The sequence below is a fragment of the Paenibacillus sp. FSL R7-0652 genome (assembly GCF_038595045.1).
Taxonomy (GTDB): Bacteria; Bacillota; Bacilli; order Paenibacillales; family Paenibacillaceae; genus Paenibacillus.
Genome location: NZ_CP152001.1, coordinates 4,814,564 through 4,841,560, shown reverse-complemented (window position 1 = coordinate 4,841,560; position 26,997 = coordinate 4,814,564). Strand labels below are relative to the sequence as shown.

The window sequence follows — 26,997 nt, the reverse complement described above, 5'->3', positions numbered from 1 at the left end:
GTCAACTAAGCCGCCGCGGTTTGTTTGCCGCGATTACGAATCCATTTGATAACATCCATCAAAATAACGGCACCAAGTGCAAGGCCGCCAGCGATCAGAAACTCATCCCAGCCGAATGTGTCAGGGATGGCAAAGATGCCGCGAATACCCGGAATCAGTGTAATGCCGTAGAGGCAGAGACACACCACGATCGAACCAAGCACAAATTTGTTGGTCAGGAAGCCAACCTGGAAGATGGTCTGAGTGTTGGAGCGGGCCGCAAAGGTTTGCAAACTGCGTGCCAGTATTAGTGTAGTGAACGCCATCGCGACACTAATCTCTTCCGAGATGCCGAGTCCGATATACTGCGATATAATCACGGCAGCGCCGATCAGCACCCCGCGTGTAATCACGGCCTGCAGCGTCCCTCCAGCAAAAATGCCCTCATTGATGTCCCGCGGCTTGCGCCGCATCACATCGGGTTCAGCCTTCTCCGTGCCAAGCGCAATAGCTGGCAGCGAGTCGTTAACTAGATTGATAAACAGCAGCTGCAGCGCTGTGAATGGATTGACCCAGCCGACAACCAGTGCGAAGAGGATGGCGATAATGGCGCCGAGGTTCCCGGCGAACAGATAGGCAATGGCCTTTTTAATATTATCAAATACCATTCGTCCAACACTGACTGCATTCACGATGGATACAAAATTATCATCGGTCAGAATCATCGCTGCCGCATCTTTGGCGACATCTGTTCCACTGCCCATGGCTACGCCGATATCGGCCTGTTTCAGTGCAGGTGCGTCGTTGACACCATCTCCGGTCATGGCTGCAATTTTGCCTTTACGCTGCCATGCACGTACGATCCGGATTTTGTTTTCGGGGGACACCCGTGCATAAACAGAGATGTGCTCCAGCTGCCCATCCAGCTCTTCATCGGTCATCTTATCCAGCTCGGCGCCGGTGATTGCGAGGTCGCCTTTGTCAGCCAACCCAATGTCAATACCGATGGCCTGGGCCGTTGTTTTGTGGTCGCCTGTGATCATGATGGTGCGAATACCCGCTTTTTTCGATTCCTCAATCGAGCCGTATACCGCTTCACGCGGTGGATCAATCATGGCGGTCAAACCCACTAATGTCAGATCGGATTCATCTTCTGGAGTGATTTCTTTTTTATCATCAAAACGTTTGTATGCATAAGCAAGCACCCGAAAGGCACGTTTGGAGAAGGCTTCATTCTTCTCTTCAAACTGGGTGCGAATCTCCGGGGTCAGGGGCCGCACTTCGCCGTGGATAAATACATGGCTGCAGCGGCTGAACAGTACATCCGGTCCGCCTTTGGTCAGCAGTGCAGTCTGTCCCTCAAAGGTGTGTACGGTGCTCATCAGCTTGCGATCCGAGTCAAAAGGAAGCTCGGCTTCCCGCGGAAACTGATCACGGATTTCGTTGTAATCCTTGTTCACACGGTTGCTGAAAGCGATGAGTGCAACCTCGGTGGGGTCGCCAAGTGCCTTGCCTTCCTGGTTGATGTTCGAATCGTTGCAGAGCACGGCAATATGCAGGAGCCGACGTTCCTCTTCCGACCATTCGGCGGGATCATCAGGGAATTCGTCTTTGGTGCCGTGAGGGATGTAATAATCCACAACGGTCATTTTATTTTGAGTAAGTGTACCCGTTTTGTCCGTGCAGATAATACTTGCCGATCCCAGTGCTTCCACTGCAGGCAATCTGCGAATAATGGCATGCTGCTTGGCCATCCTGCTCGTACCGAGGGACAATACGATGGTTACAATGGAGGAGAGTGCTTCTGGGATGGCGGCTACAGCAACGGCTACAGCAAACATTAATGCATTAACAAGCGATGGGCCGATATTTTCGGTGCCCTCCGTCAGCCACACCCGTCCCGCTTCAATGGCAAAAATAAGAATCGACAGGCCGAGAATAAAGAAACCCAACTTTTTGCTGAACGATTCCAGCTTGCGCTGCAGCGGTGTTTCCTTGGCTTCTGCATTTTCGATCAATTCGGCAATTTTACCGATTTCGGTTTTCAGTGCCGTACCTGTAATAACGATTGTGCCGCGACCGTACACAACTAGCGACCCGCTGAATGCCATGTTGCACCGATCTCCAATTCCGGCTTCTTCATGAATGATATCGGCATGTTTCTCTGCTGCTTCGGATTCCCCGGTCAGCATGCCTTCATTAATTTTCAGACTGCCCGATTCCAGAATGCGTCCGTCCGCCGGTACATAATCTCCCGCATCTAACAATACGATATCGCCCGGAACGAGTTCACGTGCAGGAAGGGTTTGTTTCTGTCCATCTCGAATCACCTTGGCCTCCGGGGCAGACATCTGCCGAAGGGCATCCAGGGAGCTCTCCGCCTTCTTGGTCTGTACAACGCTGATGACAGCGTTAAGCAGAATAACGAGAAAGATGATCAGGGATTCGATCAGATGTCCAAGCACAATCTGTACAGCCGCTGCGATCAGAAGCACGATGACCATCGGGTCTTTAAAATTTTCCAGGAACAATTTCCAGATCGGCGCTGCGTCTTTTCCCTTTAGCTCGTTATATCCTGCCGATTCTAATCTTTTTGCTGCTTCGGACGTAGAAAGTCCTTGTTCGGAACTCTGAACGTCCTGCAGTACTTCCACTGAACTATGCCTGTAGTGTTGCAATCGACCAGCTCCTCGACATGTGATTTATATGTGTATTACCCGTACGAACAAAAGCTAGAACCGCCAAATGATGTTGTTTTTCAACATTTCATATGTAGTTTGACGATAGGCCTGGGCAGCATCAGCTGTCTATGTCATTATTCATAATTCCAGTGATACTTATGCGCAGCACCACTGGAATGAAAGGTTTGATTTTTGATACAGAAGAGACTCTTAGCTTGGCTTAAATCAAGCGAAAGCCGGGAGGCAGTTGACCTGTCCGCTGGATTCTTCGAATCTGTGCTGCAGTTAAGCGCCGGTTGGACGAAATCAAGGATGCAGCGTCGCTTCTTCTAAAGAAATCATCCAGATCGCGGATGCTGCGATTTCCCCGGAGGATCACAAAGTTACCCCGAAAACGAGATCGATCAAATAAAACAAGGGTAGCGTTTGGATTGGTAGAGAAGAAACGCAGACTTTCGATTCCGGTCAATACAGCATCCAAATCCGAAATCCCCAGATTGCCGCGATAGACTCTTCGTAAACCTCTGAAATTCTCCTGGCTGTAAACAGCGAGCCGAGGATACCTCTGCAGGATCGGTAATGGTCGAAGCATGACATATTCCCCCTTTGCTTGTAAAGCATCTGCCCGTAGGGTCAGAATACTCTGCTCTCAAAGTATGCTGCGGAACTGGTAATTGGTTGGATGATAGTCTTAGATAAATTAAAAAAGGGAGAATATGGTTGTTAGTTTACAAAACTGTGTGTAATATCACAATTGTCTTCCCTCAGCTCTGTTACGCTGTTTCATAACGAAGAGAGTTAATATGGTTTGGAGGGAATTTATATGTTTTGTTATCAATGTGAACAGACGCCAAGCGGTGGATGTAAAGTGATTGGGGTCTGTGGTAAAAATGAAACGATTGCCAGTTTGCAGGATACGATGATCTTTGCCCTGAAAGGGATCGCTGCTTACGCAACACACGCTCGTCAGCTGGGGTATACCGATCCGGAAGTGGATCGGCTTACACACGAAGCTTTATATATGACACTTACGAACTCGAACTTTAATCAGCAGGAACATCTGGACATGGCGATGAAAGTCGGAAATGCTGCAATTCGGATCATGGATGTGCTGGATCGTGCACATACCGATCGATTTGGTATTCCGCAGCCGATCACAGTGAGTCAGAACCAGATTGAAGGTCAATGTATCGTTGTAACAGGTCACAATTTATATGCGCTGGAGGAACTGCTGCGCCAGACAGAAGGCAAGGGCATCAACATTTACACGCACTCGGAAATGCTTCCCGCACACGGATATCCAGCGTTGAAGAAGTACGCACACCTCAAAGGGAATATCGGTAAAGCCTGGTACGATCAGCGCAGACTGTTTGAGGAATTCCCGGGTGCCATTTTGGCAACAACGAACTGTGTCATGCCCATCAAAGGTACATATGCGGATCGTTTCTTCTCGTACGAAGTGGCAGGACTTGAAGGTGTAACGAAGATTACGGGAGAGGATTTCTCGCCACTTATCGAACGTGCGCTGTCACTGCCGGCGGCGAATGTACAATCCGAACAGGTGTTAACGACAGGTTACCACCATGAGACGGTGATTGGACTTGCACCGGAGATTATCCAGGCAGTCAAAGACGGACATATCCGGCGCTTCTTCGTCATTGCAGGATGCGATGCACCGGGCAAGGGCGGCAGCTACTACCGCGAGCTTGCAACATCCCTGCCGAATGATACCGTCATTCTCACCACCTCTTGCGGCAAATTCCGGTTTAATGATGTGGATTACGGTACCGTTGGGGACACAGGTATTCCGCGGTATATCGACCTCGGACAATGCAACAACTCAGGTTCAACGGTTAAAATTGCGATGGCTTTGGCTGATGCTTTTGGCTGTACGGTGAATGAGCTTCCTGTGAGCATCGTATTGTCGTGGTTTGAGCAAAAAGCAGTAGCTATTCTTCTCGGTCTGTTCAGCCTTGGCATTCAGGATATCCGGATTGGACCGAAGCCGCCTGAATTTATTTCAGAAGGTGTACTGGATGTTCTTGTAGACCTGTTCGGCTTGAAACTGATCACGACAGCGGAAGAAGATATGAATGCGATGCTGGCTTTGTCCTAAGAGCTGAGTAAGCTGCGTAATCAGGATGAGCAGGCGGGATAAAAGCTGTGATAAAAATGCCAGAGGATACAAGAAGAACAGCAAAGCCGTGCATATTGCACGGTTTTTTTGCGCTGTTGCCATGTTTGTGCAGGATCAGCTTTACTTCAGGTAAACCACAAGACAGGCTTGCATTAGAACATTCGTTTTCCAGCAATAGGTCCATATACCTTGTACGAATAGACATGAAAATGTAAGGGGAATTAGTTTTTTTATCCTATTGAAGTTTTTTCATGGAAATGTATATATAGATAAAGGCACATCATAAAACACGGGTTTACCGTATCTTAAGGAGATTATACAGATGTATGACAATCTAATTGACGAATGGTTAAAGCTTGCGGGAGGTAGGGAAAATATCATACGGATCGAGCAGGATCTGGAAACAACCACACTCACTTTAAAAGATAGAATGCGAATGGATTTGTCATATACTACCTCAATTGGGGTAGAAGCAGATATCCAGTTCACTGGTGGACAATGCCGATTGAGATTAAGGGATGAATCGGGTGCTATTTATGATTCCCTGCAGGAAATGGGCATCGGAAGTCAAGACAAGACAAGCCTTCAAGAAGCAATGTCTAAGATAAAAGGCAAGTTTTCAGTGATGCAGTTTGTGTCCAGCGTGTTCAGACCTTTAATGCCTGTCATTCTCGGTGCAGCTGTGATCAAAATTATAACTGCTCTGATTCTGTTTATCGATTCTTTAGGCTCTGAAGGTTCTTCGTCCTTGATGGACAACCAGACATTCACGATCTTTAGGATAATTGGAGATAGTGCTTTGTATCTGCTGCCCGTGTTGGCTGCCGTCAGCACTGCTTACAGGTTAAAGAGTAATATCTATGCTGCCGCAGTCATTGGCGGATTTATGTTTTATCCAGAGGTGGCCCCGTTATTTTCAGGTGAAAAAGAAGTATATTTTCTCGGTCAGCAGCTGGCTTCGCAGCCTACATTTTATTCGTCGATCCTTTGGGTGATGCTGACGGTCTGCGCAGCCGCTTATCTGGAGAGAGGCATCGCACGACTAAACCTGAAAGGGTTAACTGTAGACCTCGCTCCTTTTTTGACTTTGCTGATTCTTGTTCCATTCATGCTTCTGGTCTTGGGATACGCTGCTCAATGGTTGGATGAGAAGCTGCCGCCCATTGTGGAGACGAACGTCGCTGATGCTCCGATCCTGACTTTGGTCTTGTTGGGTGCATTTTTCGTGTTGATATGGATGATTGGACTTCCATCTTTACTGCTTCCTGTGATCTTGAACGAACTGTTGATGAACAGTTCATCTTTACTGCTCTCAGGCATGTTGGCCGCCGTGGTTGCACAAGCTGGAGCCTCCCTTGCCGCTGGACTGCACTCAAAAGAAGCATCATTCCGCAGCATGGCATTCTGTGCATCGGGAACAGCTCTATTCGGCATTATTGAGCCCGCACTGTATGCAGTCAATATGAGAAGGAAATCTTCGTTCTTTGCGGCCATGCTGGGCGGGGCTGCAGGCGGGCTTTATTTTGGATGGTTATCTGTTGGTGCATTTGCATTAGGGGGAAGTTCCAGCTTGCTGGAGCTGCCGCTGTATATAAAGCCGGGCAGTCTTAATCTGCTTCATGCTTCTGTGGGGGTTGTGATCTCGTTTGCAGTTTCTTGTGTGCTGACCTATATTTTTTCTGGAAAAAGAGACAAAAGCACTGTTTCTCATTGATTTGAATCAAGGCACCTATCCGTCTTTTTAGTCAAAATAGAGACATAAGGACAAAGGAAGGGATGGCGCTGCAGATGTTAAATTATACGTTTGAAGATATGAAGCAGATGAATCGGAAACAATTAGGAGACACGGTTCCGCTGGAGCTGTTTCGCACCATTCGGTTGATCGGACTTCATCAGGGGCTTCCTATGGGTGGCAAAGGAACGACACTTACCGTCGGGCGTAAAATAGGTGAGAATCTGCCTGTACAGACCGTGGAAGAACTGCTTCAGCTGTTTGAAGATCTACGGATCGGTATTCCCCGGATCGTAGAAAAAAGCGAGCATAAGATGGTTGTGGCGGTGGATGACTGTTTCTGCAAAGGACTGCCGGCGCTTGAAGAAGAAAAAATGGTCTGTGATCTGGAAGGTGCAATTCTTGAAGGAGCACTGACCAAAATGCTGCAGCGCAGAGTTTCGGTGAAAGAAACCAAATGTAATGTGAGCGGCGATGAATACTGTGAATATGAAATCAAGATGTAATTGGAGTTGTCTTGCTTTAGAATTAACGTCAAGTAAGCAGGAACCTTCGATAGACAGGGTAGGTATGAGCTGACATGTAATCTCAGCGAAGAACCAAAAATGTGAATATATAGTGAAATAGATCTGGTTATGGACCGGTAAGTCTCCTTTTCTTGTATAATCAGAAGGGATAAGAAGGGAGCTTCCAGATGAAAAAACCGTTATGGATCATGGTCAGTGCTGTCATTGTAATCGTATTGGGAACGTATATCACTGCTAATAAGGCAGGCCAAGAGAATACCGAGCAGGCTGAGATGTCCGATATTCCAAAGCTGGTTGAGGAGATCAGTACAGGCCGAACGAAACCGCAGTCTGCTTCGATTAGTGCAGCAGCCTTGATGGTAACAGAGGCGGACGGACGGAAAGTAACCTATGATCTGCCAGAAGATCAATTTTTCCTGTCGATTGCTCCGTATGTGCAGCAGACACATCCCTGTGAAATTCACAGTTTAACCGGCTGCCAGGGAGAGATGGCAGATGAGGAATTCACGGTGACGATTCAGGACTCCGAAGGCAGTACCTTGATGAAGAATGAAGTGCTGCAGTCCGGAACGAACGGATTTATGGACTTTTGGGTGCCAAGAGATCGAACGTATCTGATTCGTATTGAACAAGGCGGGAAAGCAGCTGAAACGCAGTTGTCTACATACCAAACGGACCAGACCTGCATCACCACAATGCAGCTAATCTAACGGGAGTTCTACACGAGCGCGAGTTAAACTGACCTTAAGCTGAATATGATCTCATGAGAAACAAGGACAGAATAGATCAGGAAAGGACGGCCTCAGGGTCCGTTCTTTCCTTTTTTTAATGCGGTGAAAAATGTGAAAATTATGAGACAACGTTGACAAAAAAGAATTCCATAGGTGATAATGATAATTGTTATCATATAAATACATACAGACAGAGGAGACAAGAAAGATGAAAAAAGGGTTACATGCACTACTAGTCATGATGGCATTTGTTTTGGTGCTGGCAGGATGCGGTAAGAACGCTGCAGCTCCAGAACCAAGTAAAGATACAGTTTCGGGCGGTGCTCCTGCTGAAGAGTCTGCTGGCCCGGTTACCGTGCAGCATAAACGTGGGGAACTGAAACTGGACAAGCCTGCTAAACGTGTTGTCACACTGGAATGGACGTACACAGAGGATGTTGTTGCTTTAGGAGTTCAGCCTGTAGGGAACGCAGACAATGCCAACTATAAAGTGTATGTAACGAATGAAGCGGCTCTGGATGATAGCGTTACAGATATCGGAACACGCAGTGAGCCGAATATGGAGGCAATTGCAGCACTTAAGCCGGATCTGATCATTGCTAACGCAGACAACAATTCAAACGTGTATGAACAATTGAAAGCTATTGCTCCAACACTGGAGTTTGATCCATACGAAGGCGACGGTTACAACTATGAGAAGATGACGACCATTTTTAATACCATTGCAACCGCTCTGGGTAAAGAAGATAAGGCCAAAGAAGTGTTGAACAATCTGGATCAGCATTATGCCGAAGCAAAAGAAAAGCTGGCTGCAGCCGGAAAAGATAACTTCCATTTTGCACTGACACAGGCCTTCACTTATCAAAATGCAGCTTCCCTGCGTATGTTCACCGACAATTCGGTCGTGGTGGGCACCTTGAACAAGATTGGCATGGTGAATGATTGGCAGCCGGACAAACTTGAAAACTATGGTTTCACCACAGTGGGTATCGAAGCATTATCCAAAGTGCAGGACAGTAATTTTATCTATATTACGCAGCCAGATGATGACGTATTTGGCACAGCGATGAAAAATAACTCGGTATGGAACGGTCTGAACTTTGTGAAAGAAAAGCGCACATACCAACTGGGCAGTACAACGTGGACATTTGGCGGACCGATTTCTTCCAAGGTGCTGGTTGACGGTGTGGTCGAGGCGATTACCAAATGAGTTCGATTCAACGAACAAAGCCAGCTGTGAACTGGCGCATGATAAGCATTTATGGGGGCGGTCTAACCGCCCTTATCGTGCTTTTTTTTGTAAGCTTGTGTTATGGCGAGGCCGCTATTTCTTTGCATGACGTTTGGAGTGCACTTACAAACAGACAAGATACACTTGAACACAACATGGTATGGGATTTGCGTATGCCGCGTACCGTTATCGGCATCCTTGCGGGGGGTGCACTGGCTGCTGCCGGTGCGCTGCTGCAGACTATTACACGCAACCCGCTTGCAGCCTCGGATACACTCGGGATTAATGCGGGGGCGTATTTTATCGTAGTGCTGGGTGCGATTCTTTTTCCGGGGGTACTCAGCAAGTCACCGTTTCTTTTTGCCGCCATGGGCGGTTTGCTTGCTGCGTTCGCGGCTTATTTTATGGGTGGCGGGCGTACATCAACTCCGGTCCGGCTGGCGTTATCCGGTATGATTGTGTCCATGGTGCTTGGTTCATTTACGAGCGCCCTTCATATTTTCTTCTCCATGGAAACGCAGGGGTTATTTCTGTGGGGTTCAGGAACACTCGTCCAGAATGACTGGACAGGTGTGAGCTATGCTTGGCCTTGGGTTGCGGGAGTAACGCTGCTGGCTCTGATTTTGTCCAAACAGTGGGATATGCTGGAACTGGACGAATCCACCGCTTCCTCCCTGGGCCAGAGAGTCGGACTTGCCCGAACAGCTGGACTAATTATTGCCGTTATTTTGGCTGCGGTTATCGTTAGTGTTATTGGACCTATCGGCTTTGTGGGTCTGGTTGCGCCACATCTGGTTCGCCTGAGCGGTGTTCGTTCCAGTCGTCTCTTGATTCCGGGTGTATTCGTGTGGGGGGCAGCGCTGCTGGTGGGCGCGGATGTGCTTGCCAAAATGATCCACAACTCCAGCATGGAACTGCCTACAGGTGCTGTAATGGCGATTATTGGTGCACCTTGGCTGATCTGGCTGGTGCTTACCCGGATGAAAACCGGGAATGGCGCCGGGATGACGTCATCGATGAGTACAGGTGGACGTGTTCGTCGTTTTGCTTTTATGCCCGTCGCCATATTATTCTCAGCAATAACGCTAATATTGGTGCTGCTTAGTACAATGTTCGGTGGAATGCGTATTCCTCTGGCCGATCTGCTGCCAAGTTTGTTTCAGTCAGATGGGTTGTTTTCCGGATTAATTCAGCTTCGTATCCCGCGTACCTTGGTGGCTGCAGGAGCAGGGGCCGCTCTCGCCATCAGCGGGGTACTGATCCAGATGGCAGTGCGGAATCCACTGGCGGATGCCTCAATCGTAGGCGTTTCTTCTGGAGCAGGACTTGGTGCCATGATGGTGTTCATTTTATGGCCTGGACTCCCCATGTATATCCTGCCTATCGCTGCCATTGCAGGTGCGGCTGCGGCTGCCGCCGTTGTATTCTCGCTTTCCTGGAAAAAAGGCCTCAATCCATCAGCCGTTGTACTGCTTGGTATTGCGATGTCGGCCATTGCCGGAGCAGGCATTCAAATTCTGATCGTACGCGGAGCCGTGTACGGCAGCAGCGGTTATATCTGGCTGACGGGCAGCACATATGCTCGGACATGGGATCAAGTCAAAGTGATTGGCCTCTTCCTGCTCATTCTGGTTCCAGTGGCCTGGTGGCTTGCTCGCAGGTTTGAACTGCTCGTATTTGATGACAACAGCGCTTCAGGGCTTGGCATGAATGTACGCCGCACTCGTCTGCTGGCGATGACAGTAGGAGTGCTGCTTGCGGCTGGAGCCGTAGCCGTTGTAGGAACTGTCGGATTTATTGGTCTGATTGCTCCGCATATGGTCCGTTTGCTGACGGGACATAAACTGAGACAGTCGATGTTTCTGTCCGCATTGGCAGGAGCAGTCATGCTCGTGCTCGCTGATACGATTGGCAGAACCGTGATGGCTCCGACGGAGATTCCATCCGGTATTCTGATTGCGATCATTGGTACACCGTATTTCCTATACTTGATGTACCGTTCAAACTGGCGCAAAGCAGTGAAATGAAAATGAAAGTACAAAAGCACCAAACCCCGACGCATAGGGTTTGGTGCTTTTTATTTTGTCACAGCTGCTGCTCAACCGCAGATTGTTTGTCAGATTGTTTTGCAGGTGTGAGTATGCCGCTGGCTTCTACATATTGAAGGGCTTGGCGCAGCTGCTCCAGGTCCTGTACCAGAGCAAGTCTCACATAGCCTTCACCTGAAGGTCCAAAAGCGCTGCCTGGTGTGACAATGACACCCGTTCTGGTAACGAGATCGGCAGCAAACTGTTCGGATGTGTCGTAATGTGCGGGAATCCGTGTCCAGATGAACATCGTGGCTTCGGGTTTACTGATGTGCCAGCCCAGTTTGGCGAAGCCCTCACATAACATATCCCGCCGTTCTTCATAGATTGCCCTTACCCGCCCCACATCGCTTTGATCACCCGTAATCGCGGCAATGGCTGCCTGTTGAATCGGGATAAACATGCCGTAATCCATGTTGGATTTCAGCTTTTTCAGCATAGAGACCACCTCCCGGTTCCCCACACAAAAACCGATTCGTGCTCCAGCCAGTCCGTACGTTTTGGATAGAGAGTTGAATTCGATCCCCACATCGATTGCACCGGGATAGGCCAGGAAACTGCCGCATGTTTTATGATCAAAGACAAGCTCGCTATATGCGTTATCATGCAGCACGATAATATCGTATTTGTTGGCAAAAGCGATCAGTTCTTCGTAAAATGAGTCCGGAGCCATCGCTGTTGTCGGATTGTTCGGATACGATACAAGCATGAATTTGGCTCGTTCTGCCACAGATTCCGGGATGTCACACAGCTGAATAACATAGTTGTGTTCCTCTTTTTGCGGCATGTAATACAGCTCTGCTCCGGCCAGAAGCGGCCCATCAGCAAATACTGGATAACAGGGATCGGGGACCAGAACGAGATCACCTTCATCGACAATCGAGAGGGAGATATGCGCAAGTCCTTCCTGCGATCCGAGCAAAGAGCAGATTTCTGTTTTGGGGTCCAACTCTACTTGGTACCGCTGTCTGTACCAGTCACCTGCTGCCTGCAGCAGTTCGCTCTGATCGTTCACAGCATAGATGTAATTGGCTGGATCAGCAGAGGCTTCACAGAGTACCTTCATAATATGCGGAGCCGGCGGAATGTTTGGTGTCCCGACGCTTAGGTCGATAACGGGCTGCCCACTCTCCAGACGGCGGCGCTTGATCTCCAGAAGCTTGGTGAAGATACCTTCACTAAAGTGATCCATTCGTTTTGCAAATTTCATGATATGTCCATCAGCCTCCAATGCTCTTCGTACGCCTATAATTCAATAATAAATGGATAGCGAACAAAAGAGAAGAGCAGGGGAGGGCGCAGCTTACTCCACCTTGAAGTGACCCAGTTCTTCCTGCAGCTTGGCAGACAGCTGATTCAACTGATTCGATAGATCGGCCACCTGCTGAATACTTTCCAGTTGTTCCTGCGTACTCGCGCTGACTTCTTCCGTTGATGCAGAGTTCTCCTCCGTCGTCGAGGAGATCACTTCCAGTGCCTGGAATATTTCATCTTTGTGTTGATGTACGGCTGCAGTGCCGTTTGTAATCTGCAGCATGCGAAGCTGCAGCTCTTTCAAATCCTGGTTGATGCTGTAGAATACCTGTTTGGTATTGTCTACTGCCCTCGTGTTCTCTTCGGCAATCTTCATACCACGCATAGTGTGTTCTACGGATAATGATGTTTTCTCTTCAATGACATTGACCTTTTTATTGATTTCTTCTGTAGCCAGGGCGGTCTGCTCAGCCAGCTTGCGAACTTCTTCTGCAACGACGGCAAATCCTCTGCCATGTTCCCCGGCACGAGCAGCCTCGATGGAAGCATTAAGTGCGAGCAGATTCGTTTGGGAGGCAATTTGTTTCACCGTGTCCACAAAACTGGATATTTCATTCCGGCTCTGATCAATCTCTTGAATTATAGAAGACACAGCTTGAGTAGAAGTGTGGTTCTCCTCGGACCATTTCGACAATTGCTCGACTACAGTCAGTCCTTGGCTGCTTTGATCCGCAGAGATCTGTACCATAGCACCCATCTCCTGTGCATCTGCAGCCATTTCATCCACTTGACTGGATAACGAGCCTGTTTTGCGCAAAATATTTTCCGTTTCAATGGACTGATAATTGGTTGCATTCGCGATCTCATTGATCGCTGTCGATGTATCATTCATAGTCACAGCGGTTCTTGAAGAGATGGACTGCAGATCATGGGAGGATTGATTCAGCACTTGAGCCGAATTTCCTACGATTTGCATCATGCTTTGGATCTTCTGCACCATCGAATTCAGACCCGCGGCAATCTGTCCGATCTCATTATTCGATTGGATATCCAGTTTAACGGTCAAGTCACCCTGCTCAATCTGTTTAATTTTACGCAGCAGCTGCGGTATGGTGCGCAGCAGGCGGCGAAGGGTAACGTAACAGATCACGACAAGCAGCAGGGCAGCAGCCGTGAATCCGCCAAGTGTATACCACGTGAACGTACTGAGTTCTGCCAGCACTTCTTTCTCCGAAATCGTCAGACCTACGGACCAGCCAGTGTCCTTGCTGGTTGCATACCCGATGTATCGGCGTTCCCCATTATCATTTATCAGCTGTATACCAGATTCACCGGCCGTCATTTTTTTGCCGACTTCGCCCATGTCTCCGGTACTGTTCAGAATATTTTCCTTCAGCACTTTACGCTCGTCCGGATGGTACAGAATTTCCCCGCTCTTGGATAGCAAAATGGAATACCCTGTGTTTCCCAGAGAATAACTTTTCATAATATTCGGAATATCTTCAAAGGCAATGTCCGCTGCGGCAAAGCCAATCATGTTATCGTTCTCGTCTTTGATCGGATAAAAAATACCCATGAGCACTTGGCCTGCAGCAATATCGATGTACGGATCAGAATAGTAAAGTCCATCGCCATCCTTCAGGGCTTGGTAATATGGACGTGCCTGGATATCAAAATCCGGGGCAGACACGACGCCGTCATTTTGCATCCAGAAGCCTTTGCCCTCCAGGCCAGCGATCCAAGCATCGTGGAACGAAGGCTCTTCCTTCACAATAGCAGCAAGGGTATCCCTTGTTTCAATCGCATAAGCAGAAGTGGCTGCTTCTGCCGCGGATTTCGTTGTTTCTATGTACTGCCTGAACAATTTGTTCGTGGACATTTGTTTGACCAATGCGCCTTTTTCTTTGAACAGTGCGTCAAACTCACTGACAATGGCTTGTGTTTTGGTCTGCAGCATGGACTCTTGTTGTTTAACCAAAATATTTCTTGTACTTGTGAACATAAACGTTCCTAACACGGCGAACACGACAACAATGATGGCGAGCAGTACAATGGACAAGGTGTTGGCCATACTGGATGTCCGTGTCCCTGTGTTCCCCCGCTTTTTGAATGTATTTAGCATGTTCCATCTCCCCAGATGATTGATAAGAAGTTCTCAACTTCTGAGTTATATGTCGGCATACAATATAGATTTATGTATATTTTTGTCGAATGAAAAAAAATTAATTTAAATGTCAGACTTCATACTTCAGGCGGATAGTTCCTTCAAGACGAGTTGTTTATAATGGAATGATATGGAATTCTATGGACTTGATCTGAACCAAACAGGATAGGGGGAATGGAAAATGACTGCGTTTTGGCATGCTTCTATACAGGGAATGCCTTGGAATGAGGAAAAAATGCATCAGGCGGTCCAGCATCTGCGCCGCAGGGCAGTGGTGCATTTTCGCGTTGGTGTGGATACTTATGAGGATTTGTCCAAACTGGATGCAGACGTTTTCTCGGTCAGGCCGGATCTGATTCTCCACATATCCAACGCGGATCCGAAATCGAAGCTTCCCTCCAGTTTTCTCGGGCGTTTAGCACAGTTAAAACATGTGTCTGCCTTACAGCTGGATTGTTCGCAGGTGCAGGATTTGACGATTCTGGGTGCGATGGAGCAGCTGCTCTTTCTAAGGTTAAATTCACCCGCGAGAGCAGCCGACTTGAGTTTCATCAAACACTATCAGCAGTTAACGTATCTTGAACTGCATGGCAAATTTAAAAGCATGAACTCGGCAGCACAATGCCAGCATCTGGAGACCATCATCCTGAACTGTCCGGTGGATGGTCTTGACGTATTATCAGAACTGCCGAGGCTCCAGTATCTGTCTCTGGATCATTGTGAGTTAGAGAGTGAGCTGGATGTACTGACACAGTCGACAATTCGTATGTTAAAACTCAGCTCGGTACGGAAACTGATGAGTATCAAAGGACTGGAGCAGATGCACCGACTTGAATTTCTGCATCTTTCCTTGTCCAAGCTGGAACAATGTTGTGATTTTTCGCAAATGCCCCGGCTCAGGCAGCTTGAACTGGTTTACATGAAATCTCTTCAAAATACCGATGATTTATGGACGGCCAGCTCACTGGAAGTTCTGGAACTGAAAGAGATCAACACGGCTCTTAAAGCAGCGTCCTTCGCCCGGTTGGCAGAACTTGAGCAGCTGCGTCAGGTGGATTTTCGTTTTATTGATTTTAATAAAGGACGCATTCATGCAATGCGTGAACAACTCAGCCAGCAAGGGAAGGAACACATCATATACGAGCATATTCCTGAACAAAAACGAGTGCAGTCCATGGAGATCGAGCATATATCCCAATACTTAATGTAACAGACGCTTATCAAACGAGACAGCATACGTCCCATTGAGGAGACGAGTACTGCAGCATAGACGAGGTCAACTGAAAATGATCCGATTGAATTCGTGTTAAGCAGATGTGTGATCCTTTTCCTACGTATTAAGGTCCGTAAGCGCAGGTACATTAATTTCTTTGACACAGGCTGCTGTGGACAAGCTGACGACGCACCGGACGATGGATACCATATCCTGAAGCGGAATGCGTGTTCCTTCATACTCCGACAATGCACGTTCCATTCCATCTTCGTACGGAATTTCTGCTGCCAGTTCTCCCGGGTTGATGCAGGTTACTGCAATGCGATCCTGCCGGGTGTGCTCTCTTAAAGCTTCTGTAATTCCACGTATCGCAAACTTGGAGGCGACAAAAGAAACTTGGGTGCTGCCCGCATTGCTTAACCCGGCTGTAGAGCCGATGAGAATGATCTTTCCTGCTGCTGACTTACGAAGCTGAGGCAGTAAAGCCTGAATACATACAATGGTTGAAGTCACGTTCACATGGATCAGCTGTTGAATATCCGATGGCTCATCCTGATCAAAGGTGTAGTGATCTTCAAAGCCTTCTTTTTCCCAGATTCCAACGTTATAAATAAGTACATCCAGCGTTTCGCTGCGCAGCTGCTCCGCAATCTGTCTGGAAGCCTGGAGTTCCGAGAGATCCGCCTGAATCCAGACTCGCTGTACACCATCCTCCAGTTTCAAGCTCCCCGGCTTGCTGCGCGATACAACCCAGACCTTATCTCCTGCCTGCGGCACACCTCGGACAAAGGCATCGCCCAATCCTTTGCTGGCACCGAATACAATATAATTCGTCATTTGTAAAAAAACCTCCTTAACGACATGGACCAGATGAATTTAAACATCTTCTAAAACTTCACTCATGAAGTCATAGAAACAATCCAATCAACGTCTTTATTAATTAGAATAAGTATATTTTACTATAAAGGCCGGATATGGAATGTGAAGGTTGAATGAGGGAAGCTTCATTCATCGGATATCGTTGTTCATAAAGAAGAGCGATGTGCAGCCTGTAATGTTTAATCGTGATTTTGGTCTGAGTCTGATAATAAAACAACCTCTTCCCCGCGCTGCTGCCTAAGCGTAATATTATCTCTTCCCCAAGCACACATCACATCCACAATCGTATTCGCTGTGACGCCATATTCGGTAAGGCTGTACTCCACTTTAGGAGGCATTTGCTGATAAATATGTCTTCTGACAAGGCCGTCGCGTTCCAATTCGCGCAATTGCTGAATCAGTACTTTTTGTGAAATGCCGGGTATGCCGCGCTCCAATTCTCCTGTTCTTTTGACACCCGACATTAATAAACAGATGATGATCGCTTTCCACTTGCCGCCAATGATTTCGAGTGCAGCTTCAATGCCCAAACGATACTGCTTCATATATATCACCTCGTTTTATATTTACGTGTTCACAGCGATAACTATTTATTTTCTCATAACCGTAAAGCAGAAGTCCATACACACCTTGAGGTAAGCATCTTACTTCATTGTGTGTATTTTCTTTTGGTCTGACGTGGCGGATAATGATCCATATTCATATTCAAGAAAAGAAATCAGCATGTGATGAGAAAGGAATGTATGAGATGAAAACACTGGTTATTCTGGCGCATCCCGATATAACAAATTCAAGAGTGAATCGTCGCTGGAAAGAGGAGCTGCATCGGCATGCAGAGGATGTACACATTCACGAATTATATGAGGCCTATCCTGACTGGAATATTGATGTGGTTCGTGAGCAGAAGCTGCTGGAGGCCTATGATCATATTATTTTACAGTTTCCGCTGTATTGGTACAGTTATCCGCCGCTGCTCAAAAAGTGGCTGGACGATGTGTTCACGCATGGTTGGGCTTATGGTTCAAAGGGCAAGCGATTGCATGGTAAGCGGATGGGGCTGGCGATAACGATCGGGGATAAGCAGGAGAATTATGCGAAGGGAGCACCCATCGGGTACAGTGTTGAGGAGCTGATGGCACCATTCAAGGCGAGCATGAATCATGTCGGCGTTACTGCACTGCCGCACTATGCTGTCTATGGTGCCTCATTTCAGGCAAGTGATCAAGAGATTGATCAAAGTTCTATGAATTATATCCAATACATCCAAACGTCTAAATCAGATCTTATCCGCAAAATGGAATGAAAAGGGCCTGGCTCCGACAAAGCGGAGTTCCAGGCCAGAGTATGACTTACGATTGCGGCACTGCTGCAAAAGATCACCAGCACCCTAATCCATGTTACTCAACACGGAAAAAGTCAAAATCAGCATATCCTCCCGCAGATTTGGTCGCATAATTGAACAGTGCAAAACGATAGCCCATAAAGTGCGGCAGGGTATACGACATCTGCAGTGTGCTGCCAATTGTTGTCCAATTGGTTCCATTCAGACTATAGGCGAAGTAAGCTTTATCCGTCTGATTGGTGAAATCACAGATCACTCGCAAATAGATTCTGTTCTGATTCAAGGGCACACTGGCGACTTCAGTCATCGTTCCTGAACTGGCATGGGTCATTACGATAGACTTCGTACTGCCCGTCACCTTGACGCCAACAAAGCCGTATTTCGCCTGAAAAGCAGCCAGACCCGAATAATCGCCATCCTTCATCCCTGCCGTTTCCAAGGCAGTCATGCCTGTACTTTTTGGCCCAAACGTACGCTGTGTCAAAGTATTGCGTGCTTCCAGTATGTTTTTGCTGAGCTTGCCTGTGGTCAACCGCATGAAACCGGGACGCTGGCTCAAGGACCATTTTGAAGGATCAGGATTATGATTCCACTGCCAAAATTTAGAGAGAGCTGCTGAGCCTGATGCTGCATTAAACTCATCAGAACCGAAAATTTTGGCGGGTGCCTGTCCTTCAACCGGCATGTTCATCGTCAATGGAACTTTGCCGTTGACCCCGAATACGGGCCAGTTATCCGACCAGGTTACGGGTACAAGATAGGGGATGCGTCCAACGGCACCTCGATCACGGAACAGCATACCGTACCATGAGCCTGAGGCGGTATCCACAATCCCGCCCTGTGCGATGCCCGAATCTCTTAACACGACTTTACCGGTATAGGGCCCGGTTAACGTATTCGCACGATAGGCTAGCTGGATGCGTCCATCCCCGGAAGGCCAGGCGATCAGGAAGATGTAATACAGGCCATTGATCTTCTGAATGTGCGCACCTTCCGCCTTTACAATCATGTTAGAGCCGGCAATACTGCTCGCATTATGAATTAATACCTGGTTCAAACCGCCGGATTTCACGGCTTTGGCATCAGGTGTCAGCTCCACAATGCTGATGTTATCACTGCCATGTACAAGAAATGTACGGTTCCCGTCGAAGAGAAGGGAAGGGTCATGATAATAGCTGTTCAAAGTGTATGGCGTCCACGGTCCGTTCTCGATATTGCTGGTCTGATAAATGTACGTCTTTCCGGTGGATAACGAACCGAAAGCGACATAATAGATACCGTTATTGTAGCGAAGACTGCTGGCCCAAGAGCCGCGTCCATATTCATTCTGGCCGTTGTTTAAATTCTGTACATCACTGTTACCAAGTGTGTCATACACATAGTTTACAATGCTCCAGTTCACCAGATCGGTTGACTTCATGACAGGCACGCCCGGGTTCATATGCATGGTGGTACTGGTCATATAAAAGGCATTGCCTACACGAATGACGTCACTGTCCGGTACGTCTGCATAAAGCACCGGATTGTTAAAAGTCGCCGCAGAGACGGGCTGATGAGTTAGAGGCAATGTTGTCAGCAGCAAGGGAATGGTGAGCAGAAGCGCTCCGATTTTTTTCCACATAACGATGCCTCCCTGAATGTCATGATCTCAAATTATAGAGAGTATTCCAGATAATCAATGTAAGCATCCCAGGTTCCGTTATCTGTGGTTACAACGAGCTTTACTTCCTGATTCCCCGTAGCATGTGTGATGTTTGAGAGCGTCTGCACCGTTGGTTGTGTTCCGGTAAAATAAAATGAACCTGCCGTTACACCGCCGATCACCAGATCGACACGGGCTGTACTGTTATTGTTGGAAGCGCCTCTTAGAGAGAACTGATGGGTTGGGAAAGCAAAGTATTGATTGTAAGACGCAGAATCATTGTTCGCATAGAGCGCCACGCCGTTAAAAGGAGAACTAATCAGCCCGGCATATTGACCGGCAAGGGTCATGCTCTCTGCTTCAACCCGAGTAACATCGGGATTGGGGTTCGGATTTGGATTGGGGTTACCTCCAGAACCGGAGGTGAACTGCCAGTAATCCAGATTGAACAGGTTTCCGTTACCTGAACCTGTAAACACCAAATACAGATGATGCCGTCCTGTCGTATTGGTAATATTGGTTTCGAGTTCACGCCAGTTCTGTACGCCACCCGTTGAAGTGACGTTAAGCGTGCCGATCAGTGTGCCTGTCGGGCTGCCAAGCCGGAGTTCAATGTTACCATTTCCGGTAGAGGCCACGTTTGCTTTGAATTTGGATGCACCTGTTGAACCAAAATCCACATTACTTACAGCGATCCAGTCCCCATTATTGATATTCGTCACATTTTGGTTGGCTGTTGGTCCACCGCTTGCTTGAGTCGGTTGTGTATTGATGCCAGCCTGCCAAGCAATCGTCTCGGCTTCCACTCTGTTATACGGATTTAGGTTAGCTGTTTGAGGCACACCGGTCATGTTACCCTGTACTTCCTGAATCGATCCGTCCGCGTTGTGCGTCAGCCTGTTGATATGGGTAGAACGGTATCCTTTGCCATCACCGAGGAAAGCTTTACTCACCGTCTGCGCATGATACGCGACATACCATTGGTTATTGAACTGGAACACGGCATGGTGGTTGTTGCCACCTACACCGAAGAATGTACCCGGATTTTTGAGGAAATGTCCTTTGTATGTGAAAGGTCCCATCGGGCTGTCACTTACCATATATCCGATTTCACCCTTTGGGTAAGCTGCCGGATGGTTGCCGGCAAAGTTGATGCAGTACGAATAATAATACTTGCCGTTGTACTTATGAATGCCTGAATCTTCAAACATATACGGTGCATCAATCGTTGTGGCGCTGCCAACCACACTGGTCATATCGGCACCGAGACGAATAACACGTGCTGTTCTTGGATTCGCAATGGATGCTGCATTGTTCTCGTTCGGAATACCGCCGCCTGCATACAGATAAGCAGAGCCATCGTCATCGACAAGTACAGCTGGATCAAAAAGCCAGGTTACTCCTGACATGCCAGGTGTTCCGTGAGTGACAAGCGCACGTCCGATTGGATCAGACCAAGGGCCGATCGGGGAATCTGCTGTCAGAACACCGATTCCTGCACCTGAGTTGGCGAAATACAGGAAAAATTTATCTTTGCCTGCGATCGTTTTCTTCGCCATGGCTGGCGCCCAGGATTGGCTTGCCCATCTGGCAATGCCTTGTCCGTTGTTGGCATTATTCGCACCGGCTACCGGAATGTAGCCATGGTCAGTCCAGTTCACCATGTCAGCTGAGGAGATCACACTGATTCTCCCGATGGTGCCGTAGTTATTTTCCCGGACAGAGCCGTCGTTGTTGTAGAGGAATGTATCTCCTGTCATATAGACATAGACACGATTGTTGTGGACGAGCACATAAGGGTCTGCTCCCAATTTATGATCGACAAGTGGGTTGGCATTCACAGGCGTTTTGGCAACAGCATTATTAGCTGCATGGCTGGACTCTGCGGGCAGCATGGCAAAAACAAGGATTAACGACATCAGCAGTGCTAGTGGTTTACGAATCATACGTTCGCCTCCATTGGATTAATGTGTAATCGTCATCTTAAATGCGCACAATGAACTCTAGAACAGGGGTGATGAGAGTCTGACGAGATGGATAAGGAGAAGAAAGTTCTTCATTACACCTCCTTTCGGATGATCAGCTGAGAATGTTATCCAAGCATATTTTTATATGGCTCAAGCCAGACGACATGCACACCGTGTGTCGGACCACTGAGGCAGACTGCTGGCTATAACCCGGAACAAGGGGAAGCGATGTAAGAGAGGGCACAGGATGCGTAATTAGGGCGAATGAGAAAATAGTACTGTAATATGTCCGGTTGTTTTGTGTAATCGCTTACAATAAACTGGGTTTGAAGATTCAGAGAGGAAAGATAGAAGAGAATTAATGTAATTATTTTTCATATTTTCTTTTAAATGTTTATTTATTTGACGATATCATACCACAACTGGATAAGAATACAATCATTTTTTATCAAAATTTGTAAGGGAATCTTTCTGTAATCTAAGGTCTGTCGTACCCTTTTTATGTGATATGCTTATACAGATCCAATTTTTCAATAAAGCTGGCAGTTTAGAATACATACAAGCAGGTGAGATGAATGAATACATATGTGGTAATTTACGACGGGTATGTAAGTTTTGAGGTTATGCTGGCCATGTACCTCATGAAAACGAAAGGAGAGATCATCACGCTTGGCATGACATCTGATGCGGTGAAGTCTTATGAGGGTTTGATCGTCACCCCCCATCAGTCCATACATGAAATAGATCACCGGGACATTGAAGTGTTGATCATACCAGGAGGGGATATCAGCGAACTGCAGCATAATACACAGCTGATTACACTGCTGCAGAAGCTGGAAGCGGATCGCAAATATGTCGGCGCGATATGTTCCGGAGTAGACCTGCTGCATGAGGCAGGAATTTTGGAAGGAAAACAATACACAAGTAATGATGCAAGACGGTCCGAAACGTATAAGGTACATGACAACATCATTACAGCGAAAGCGAACGGATACGTCGATTTTGCCATAGGGCTGGGACAGATGACAGGCATTTATGCTGATGCAGCAGATTATGAAGAGACCGTCCGGTTTTTTAAATACTTTGAGAATGCTTAAAAGGAATAGAAAGATAATAACGAGCGATCCAGCTCAATTTACGTGACAAAGCCCGGCGATTTAAGCCGGGCTTTCTGATTAATTTTTTATGGCATCCAGTTACAGCATCTCTACTGCATGTTTGGCATGATAGGCAGCGAGGTTTCTGGCGAACTGCTGATCTGGAAATTGACGATGGAGCAGCTTTAAACCTCCGGCCATCAAGGATAGATGATGACAAAATCGATAAAATGACAATCGGGCGGGATCAAGGTCCTTTTGCTCAAAATAACGATAATATTCGCCGAAGCGCAGCGCGAGAAAGCTGTGTTCGTGTTCAAGGTCGAAAAATCCTGCACCTTCTATATCAATAAGACACGGCTGCAGCTGATGATCTACTAAAATATGATTGGGTCCAAGCTCATCATGAATGAAATGATAACGGCTTCGCGGTGGAATTTGTGCCTCCAATTCGTATAATTTCTCCAATAGCTGATTGTAATTTTCTTTTACATGCTGCAGGTGCCTCGAGGCATACAAAAGGGATTTTACAGCATCGTTCTGTTTCAATCTGGAGCACGCAGTTTCCTTCACATGGATATTGTCGACTTTTCCGTAAACGTTTCGTTCCATGCTGTGCATGACAGATATCATCTCTCCGATCCGTTGAAATAACCGATCCTTGGATATCGAATCTGTATGTTGAAAGTAATCTTCAGCTGTCTGCCCGTCAATGTATTCAACCAGGGCAAAGTCAAAATGATGCTGTTTCCCTTCATTGTTGAGATCATATAAGGCAGGTGTACGAATTCCATGTGCTTGAAGGTAATTCGTATTCATAGAGAAAAGTGAACTTCCGTATGAGGAGCGAAAGGTGGGCTCGTGCAGCAGTTCCTCTTGAAAATAGTTGGAAGAAATATCCCAAACGTACAGCATACAAGCAAAACCGTTTGTGCATCTAACTTTGTAGATGGCTTTTTGCGCACCGCCTTGCGATTTTGTTTGTTCGATCAGATGATAACTACTGCCAAAAACATGCTGTACATATTCCTGTAATTCGATATTCGTAAGATGACGATTCATTTCCATTGCTTGACGCTCCCTTTTTCCATTGGATTCGCCGGCCAGCATCATAAATATAGAGGAATCCCGCCTGAAAATATAGACTGTTTCTTTGCTTTCTGCTATAGTGTTGCTTAAGGTCTGTACATTTTATAGTAACAATAACAAATATACATAGGCAGGGGCTGGAAACTCACCATAGAGTGAGTTCCCAGCCTCTTATTTTTTATTAAAGTGATGTCTTAATCCTGAAGGATATATAGTTGAAACGTATTTGTACATGCTGGAGTCCGTACTAACGGGCTTTTTTTGTTGTTTTTTGTATATGTAATTTTTTTTGGGGTCTTATATAACCTTTTGCTGCACTTGTCCATCTAATGTTATAGAGGGCCCTCAGAAGGAGATGAAATTCGTGCATCAAACTATGGAACAAGAAGTCAAGCGAGCACAGCAGGGGGATCGTGAAGCATTCATTCAGCTGTTCCGGAAGCTGGAGCCCGAGCTGTATCGTTTGGCCAAGTCCATTGTGGGACGGGATGAGGATTGCGCGGATGCTCTTCAGGAAACGACACTGAAAGCATATAAAGGTATAACCGGCTTACGGAAGACAGCTTTTTTCAAAACGTGGCTTATCCGTATTCTGATCAATGAATGTAATCAGGTGCTGCGTATGCGCAAACGAACCATCGTCATGGCGGAACTGCCCGAGCAGATCAGGACGGGCAGCAAGGAAGAGGATGTTGTGAACAGCCGGCAGCTTGATTTAAGGGAAGCTGTGGAGAATCTGGACGAATCGTTACGTTTGGTTGTTCATCTGTTCTATTATCAGGATTTATCGATCAAACATATTGCAAGTGTCCTTGATCTGTCAGAAGGAGCTGTTAGAGCCCGGTTACACAGAGCTCGAGGAGTGCTGGCAAAGCAAATCAGCGAAATTGGAAAGGGGAGAGTGGCGTATGAATAACCGAGATCTTGAACAGCAGCTGCGGGAGTTGGGAAGTAAGGATGCAGGCAAGGTCCCCGATATTATTCGTTGCCGTCAAGAAGAGGTGTATGCCGCTCTGGAAACTTTCCCGATGCAGGAACGCAGTCACCGTAAAAAGGCTGATCGTGCTGTGTCCCGGGTTCGCCGTATTCTTTTGACCGCTGCAGCGGTATTGATTGTTATGATAGGTGGCCTGCTGGGCGGTGCTGCTGTATCACCGACCATCGCAGCATCACTGCAAAGTGTTCCACTCATCGGCAGTCTGTTTAAGCTGGCCGCCGACGACTTAGGCCTGCAAACCTTGGAGGAGCGCGGTCTTGTAGATGTCGTGGAAGCCAGCGCTACCCATGATGGAATCACTCTCCGTATTCCAGAGCTTATCTACGATGGCACAAGGCTATCGATGGTAGTTACTCGTGATGGAGAAAAACGAAGTGGCGGTATTCTGGACCAAATTTCTACGGGCAACGGAACAAAGCCTAAATACCCTAAAGGAGCCATTCATACCTTTGAGGCGCAGATCGACGGACTTCCCATTGATCGGCAGGATAATGGATGGAACATGGGGCTTGCAGCAAAACCCACATCCGATCCAAATACAGCTATTTACGAACTTACGACACGCTCCGTAACAAAGCAGTTTACATCAGAACTTCCGGATGCGTTCACGCTGACAATTCAGGTCGGTCTGGAGGGTGTGGAAGAACAATTTAAGTTGGAACTTCCTGTACGCAAACAGCAGGCCAAAGTGATATCCACCATTCAGAAGTCAAGAGAATGGAAAGGCCACAAGCTGATTTTAAGCGAAATCCAGTTCACACCGATTACAACCCAAGTGCTTCTAAGTGTTGTTTCGGATGATCAGAAATGGCAGCGTCGGCTGTGGTTTGAACTGTGGGATGACAGGGACAATGTGCTGGGTCTCATTGGCGGATATGGGGCGTATGAAACTGACCGCGCAGGAGAGCTTCGTCATAATGTGCTGTTTGAACGTTTGGCCAAGGCTCCTTCGTCAATTAAACTGAAATCTTTTATACCTGAAATGGAGGATTCTTCTTCCTCTTCAGGCAGCTTTAAGCTAAACGAGCGCGGGGAAGTCATTAAAAATTATATCAACGAGTTGGAGATCACCGTTCCGGTTGATCAAGCAGAAATACAGAAACTATACGAGATTTCATTCGAAACAAGAGGAGACGATAAATCATGAAAAACACATCTAAAATTATGGCGGTAACAGCTTTGACAGCAGGATTGTTAGTTGGAGGCGGGGCTTGGGGATATCAAGCAGCAACGGTCGATGCTGCGGCATCTCAAACTGCTGGAGAAAAAGGAAAGACCGCGACGGCGAGTAAAGCGAAAACCATTCGAGTAACTCAGAGCGGCATTACCCTTGAGGTGGCAAAAGCACAATTTGATGGAAATTTCATTGATATTTCACTCAACCGAAGCGGCAAGGAACTAAAGAGCAGCTTTGTGCACAAGGGCACAAAAGATGAAGGAAGTGCTCAAATTGAACATGGAAGTATCGAGTCCATCGATGGGTTTATTAATGGAAAATCTATTTTAGAGCTTGGCGGAGGAGGGTTGGGCCAAAGACCGGGTCTGAAGTGGGGGCCTGTAGCGGCGCCGGAAAGTGCTCGTGTTCTTCTTACGGATGCTTCCTGGTTAGGCGGCAAAGGCTACACTTTTCCAGAGAAGTTTCAGCTTAAACTAAAGGTGAAACTTACAGGGGTGGATAAACCTTACATTGTAGAACTTCCGATGCAAAGGACAGCAGACAAACCAGTGGTGCTAACAGACAGCTTGACCAAACAGGCTGGGAACCTGACTCTCGAGCTTGGTAAAATAAGTCTTACATCAACTTCAACTCGTATTCAACTGATTGGGAAGGGAGGTACAACAGAGCAGCTTTTTGGTATGATGTATGAGGTTGTGGATGACAGCGGCCGTCAGCTGGATTGGCTAACAGCGTTTGGTACGGATGTAAACAATAAAGAAAAAGCACTATATCAGGACATCGTGTTACCTCCGATTCATGGTGATGCTAAATCGATAACAATCAAACCGTTCTATCCCGAGATGGAAGTACCTGGTGAAGCAAGTGGCGCGTATAAGCTGGATGCCGATGGGGAGATCGTAAAAAATTACATTGAAGAGCTGGAAATGAAGGTTCCGCTAAAATAAAAGTTAACGATGTGATAATGATAATGCGACTCTGATCAGCGGTAACTTGAAAGCCTCCTCAACGGAGGCTTTTTTGTTTTGGCGGCTTATTCCGGCAGTGATTCCTTGCTCTCTTCAACCTCAT

21 protein-coding genes are annotated in these 26,997 nt (G+C 47.2%); 12 read left to right on the top strand and 9 right to left on the bottom strand.

Annotated features, from left to right (window positions below):
- Positions 1–5 precede the first annotated feature (5 nt).
- A complete protein-coding gene (locus MKY97_RS21190; RefSeq protein WP_342552248.1) occupies positions 6–2,657 on the bottom strand; it encodes a cation-translocating P-type ATPase in 2,652 nt (883 codons plus the stop codon).
- 223 nt (positions 2,658–2,880) lie between these two features.
- On the bottom strand, positions 2,881–3,252 hold the full coding sequence (locus tag MKY97_RS21185; protein ID WP_342552247.1) for a hypothetical protein: 372 nt from the start codon (positions 3,250–3,252) through the stop codon (positions 2,881–2,883).
- Between the two features lie 231 nt (positions 3,253–3,483).
- Between MKY97_RS21185 and hcp the strand changes: the two genes are divergently transcribed.
- From hcp to MKY97_RS21155, 6 genes are all read left to right on the top strand, one after another.
- A complete protein-coding gene (hcp, locus tag MKY97_RS21180) occupies positions 3,484–4,776 on the top strand; it encodes a hydroxylamine reductase (RefSeq protein ID WP_342552246.1) in 1,293 nt (430 codons plus the stop codon).
- Positions 4,777–5,119: 343 nt separating this feature from the next.
- Entirely contained in the window at positions 5,120–6,511 is a 1,392-nt protein-coding gene (locus tag MKY97_RS21175) for a PTS transporter subunit EIIC (RefSeq protein WP_342552245.1), read from the top strand.
- Between the two features lie 74 nt (positions 6,512–6,585).
- Positions 6,586–7,035: a V4R domain-containing protein gene (locus tag MKY97_RS21170; RefSeq protein WP_342552244.1), complete on the top strand. Its 450-nt coding sequence runs from the start codon at positions 6,586–6,588 to the stop codon at positions 7,033–7,035.
- Between the two features lie 188 nt (positions 7,036–7,223).
- Positions 7,224–7,766 (top strand): CueP family metal-binding protein, encoded by a 543-nt coding sequence (locus MKY97_RS21165; protein WP_342552243.1) that lies wholly within the window; start codon positions 7,224–7,226, stop codon positions 7,764–7,766.
- Positions 7,767–7,995: 229 nt separating this feature from the next.
- Positions 7,996–8,997, top strand: coding sequence for an iron-siderophore ABC transporter substrate-binding protein (locus MKY97_RS21160; protein ID WP_342552242.1), 1,002 nt, complete (start codon positions 7,996–7,998; stop codon positions 8,995–8,997).
- Positions 8,994–11,045, top strand: coding sequence for an iron ABC transporter permease (locus tag MKY97_RS21155; RefSeq protein ID WP_342552241.1), 2,052 nt, complete (start codon positions 8,994–8,996; stop codon positions 11,043–11,045). The genes MKY97_RS21160 and MKY97_RS21155 overlap by 4 nt, the downstream gene beginning before the upstream one ends.
- A gap of 58 nt (positions 11,046–11,103) precedes the next feature.
- On the opposite strand, the gene MKY97_RS21150 is transcribed toward MKY97_RS21155, so the two are convergent.
- Entirely contained in the window at positions 11,104–12,315 is a 1,212-nt protein-coding gene (locus tag MKY97_RS21150) for an aminotransferase class I/II-fold pyridoxal phosphate-dependent enzyme (protein ID WP_342552240.1), read from the bottom strand.
- A gap of 93 nt (positions 12,316–12,408) precedes the next feature.
- Positions 12,409–14,481 (bottom strand): methyl-accepting chemotaxis protein, encoded by a 2,073-nt coding sequence (locus MKY97_RS21145; protein ID WP_342552239.1) that lies wholly within the window; start codon positions 14,479–14,481, stop codon positions 12,409–12,411.
- Between the two features lie 223 nt (positions 14,482–14,704).
- On the opposite strand from MKY97_RS21145, the gene MKY97_RS21140 reads away from it, so the two are divergent.
- Complete coding sequence (locus MKY97_RS21140) at positions 14,705–15,733, top strand: hypothetical protein (RefSeq protein WP_342552238.1); 1,029 nt, start codon at positions 14,705–14,707, stop codon at positions 15,731–15,733.
- 120 nt (positions 15,734–15,853) lie between these two features.
- On the opposite strand, the gene MKY97_RS21135 is transcribed toward MKY97_RS21140, so the two are convergent.
- The gene (locus MKY97_RS21135; protein WP_342552237.1) at positions 15,854–16,573 is read right to left on the bottom strand and encodes an SDR family oxidoreductase; all 720 of its coding nucleotides are present in this window, start codon (positions 16,571–16,573) and stop codon (positions 15,854–15,856) included.
- A 221-nt stretch (positions 16,574–16,794) separates the two neighbouring features.
- Complete coding sequence (locus MKY97_RS21130; RefSeq protein WP_342552236.1) at positions 16,795–17,160, bottom strand: helix-turn-helix domain-containing protein; 366 nt, start codon at positions 17,158–17,160, stop codon at positions 16,795–16,797.
- A 203-nt stretch (positions 17,161–17,363) separates the two neighbouring features.
- Between MKY97_RS21130 and MKY97_RS21125 the strand changes: the two genes are divergently transcribed.
- Positions 17,364–17,918, top strand: a complete 555-nt coding sequence (locus tag MKY97_RS21125) for an NAD(P)H-dependent oxidoreductase (RefSeq protein WP_342552235.1) — start codon at positions 17,364–17,366, stop codon at positions 17,916–17,918.
- A 94-nt stretch (positions 17,919–18,012) separates the two neighbouring features.
- Here MKY97_RS21125 and MKY97_RS21120 read toward each other — a convergent pair whose 3' ends face one another.
- A complete protein-coding gene (locus MKY97_RS21120; protein ID WP_342552234.1) occupies positions 18,013–19,578 on the bottom strand; it encodes a glycoside hydrolase 43 family protein in 1,566 nt (521 codons plus the stop codon).
- Between the two features lie 32 nt (positions 19,579–19,610).
- Positions 19,611–21,545, bottom strand: coding sequence for a carbohydrate-binding protein (locus tag MKY97_RS21115; RefSeq protein ID WP_342552233.1), 1,935 nt, complete (start codon positions 21,543–21,545; stop codon positions 19,611–19,613).
- A 596-nt stretch (positions 21,546–22,141) separates the two neighbouring features.
- Between MKY97_RS21115 and MKY97_RS21110 the strand changes: the two genes are divergently transcribed.
- Positions 22,142–22,663 carry a DJ-1/PfpI family protein gene (locus tag MKY97_RS21110; protein WP_342552232.1) on the top strand — a complete coding sequence of 174 codons (522 nt, stop codon included), beginning with the start codon at positions 22,142–22,144 and terminating at the stop codon, positions 22,661–22,663.
- A 99-nt stretch (positions 22,664–22,762) separates the two neighbouring features.
- On the opposite strand, the gene MKY97_RS21105 is transcribed toward MKY97_RS21110, so the two are convergent.
- On the bottom strand, positions 22,763–23,731 hold the full coding sequence (locus MKY97_RS21105; RefSeq protein ID WP_342552231.1) for a phosphotransferase: 969 nt from the start codon (positions 23,729–23,731) through the stop codon (positions 22,763–22,765).
- Positions 23,732–24,116: 385 nt separating this feature from the next.
- Between MKY97_RS21105 and MKY97_RS21100 the strand changes: the two genes are divergently transcribed.
- The 3 genes from MKY97_RS21100 to MKY97_RS21090 are packed head-to-tail and all read left to right on the top strand — an operon-like array spanning position 24,117 to position 26,873.
- On the top strand, positions 24,117–24,668 hold the full coding sequence (locus MKY97_RS21100) for a sigma-70 family RNA polymerase sigma factor (protein WP_342552230.1): 552 nt from the start codon (positions 24,117–24,119) through the stop codon (positions 24,666–24,668).
- Complete coding sequence (locus MKY97_RS21095) at positions 24,661–25,896, top strand: DUF4179 domain-containing protein (protein WP_342552229.1); 1,236 nt, start codon at positions 24,661–24,663, stop codon at positions 25,894–25,896. The genes MKY97_RS21100 and MKY97_RS21095 overlap by 8 nt, the downstream gene beginning before the upstream one ends.
- The gene (locus MKY97_RS21090) at positions 25,893–26,873 is read left to right on the top strand and encodes a DUF5643 domain-containing protein (RefSeq protein ID WP_342552228.1); all 981 of its coding nucleotides are present in this window, start codon (positions 25,893–25,895) and stop codon (positions 26,871–26,873) included. The genes MKY97_RS21095 and MKY97_RS21090 overlap by 4 nt, the downstream gene beginning before the upstream one ends.
- Positions 26,874–26,997 lie beyond the last annotated feature (124 nt).

Bases quoted from the DNA above. Each gene is read 5' to 3' on its own strand.
- MKY97_RS21110 (WP_342552232.1), top strand. From the start codon at position 22,142: ATGAATACATATGTGGTAATTTACGACGGGTATGTAAGTTTTGAGGTT.
- MKY97_RS21175 (WP_342552245.1), top strand. From the start codon at position 5,120: ATGTATGACAATCTAATTGACGAATGGTTAAAGCTTGCGGGAGGTAGG.
- MKY97_RS21140 (WP_342552238.1), top strand. From the start codon at position 14,705: ATGACTGCGTTTTGGCATGCTTCTATACAGGGAATGCCTTGGAATGAG.
- MKY97_RS21095 (WP_342552229.1), top strand. From the start codon at position 24,661: ATGAATAACCGAGATCTTGAACAGCAGCTGCGGGAGTTGGGAAGTAAG.
- MKY97_RS21150 (WP_342552240.1), bottom strand. From the start codon at position 12,315: ATGAAATTTGCAAAACGAATGGATCACTTTAGTGAAGGTATCTTCACC.
- MKY97_RS21170 (WP_342552244.1), top strand. From the start codon at position 6,586: ATGTTAAATTATACGTTTGAAGATATGAAGCAGATGAATCGGAAACAA.
- MKY97_RS21130 (WP_342552236.1), bottom strand. From the start codon at position 17,160: ATGAAGCAGTATCGTTTGGGCATTGAAGCTGCACTCGAAATCATTGGC.
- MKY97_RS21105 (WP_342552231.1), bottom strand. From the start codon at position 23,731: ATGGAAATGAATCGTCATCTTACGAATATCGAATTACAGGAATATGTA.
- MKY97_RS21185 (WP_342552247.1), bottom strand. From the start codon at position 3,252: ATGCTTCGACCATTACCGATCCTGCAGAGGTATCCTCGGCTCGCTGTT.
- MKY97_RS21155 (WP_342552241.1), top strand. From the start codon at position 8,994: ATGAGTTCGATTCAACGAACAAAGCCAGCTGTGAACTGGCGCATGATA.
- MKY97_RS21115 (WP_342552233.1), bottom strand. From the start codon at position 21,545: ATGATTCGTAAACCACTAGCACTGCTGATGTCGTTAATCCTTGTTTTT.
- MKY97_RS21135 (WP_342552237.1), bottom strand. From the start codon at position 16,573: ATGACGAATTATATTGTATTCGGTGCCAGCAAAGGATTGGGCGATGCC.
- MKY97_RS21125 (WP_342552235.1), top strand. From the start codon at position 17,364: ATGAAAACACTGGTTATTCTGGCGCATCCCGATATAACAAATTCAAGA.
- MKY97_RS21120 (WP_342552234.1), bottom strand. From the start codon at position 19,578: ATGTGGAAAAAAATCGGAGCGCTTCTGCTCACCATTCCCTTGCTGCTG.
- MKY97_RS21160 (WP_342552242.1), top strand. From the start codon at position 7,996: ATGAAAAAAGGGTTACATGCACTACTAGTCATGATGGCATTTGTTTTG.
- MKY97_RS21145 (WP_342552239.1), bottom strand. From the start codon at position 14,481: ATGCTAAATACATTCAAAAAGCGGGGGAACACAGGGACACGGACATCC.
- MKY97_RS21165 (WP_342552243.1), top strand. From the start codon at position 7,224: ATGAAAAAACCGTTATGGATCATGGTCAGTGCTGTCATTGTAATCGTA.
- MKY97_RS21090 (WP_342552228.1), top strand. From the start codon at position 25,893: ATGAAAAACACATCTAAAATTATGGCGGTAACAGCTTTGACAGCAGGA.
- hcp (WP_342552246.1), top strand. From the start codon at position 3,484: ATGTTTTGTTATCAATGTGAACAGACGCCAAGCGGTGGATGTAAAGTG.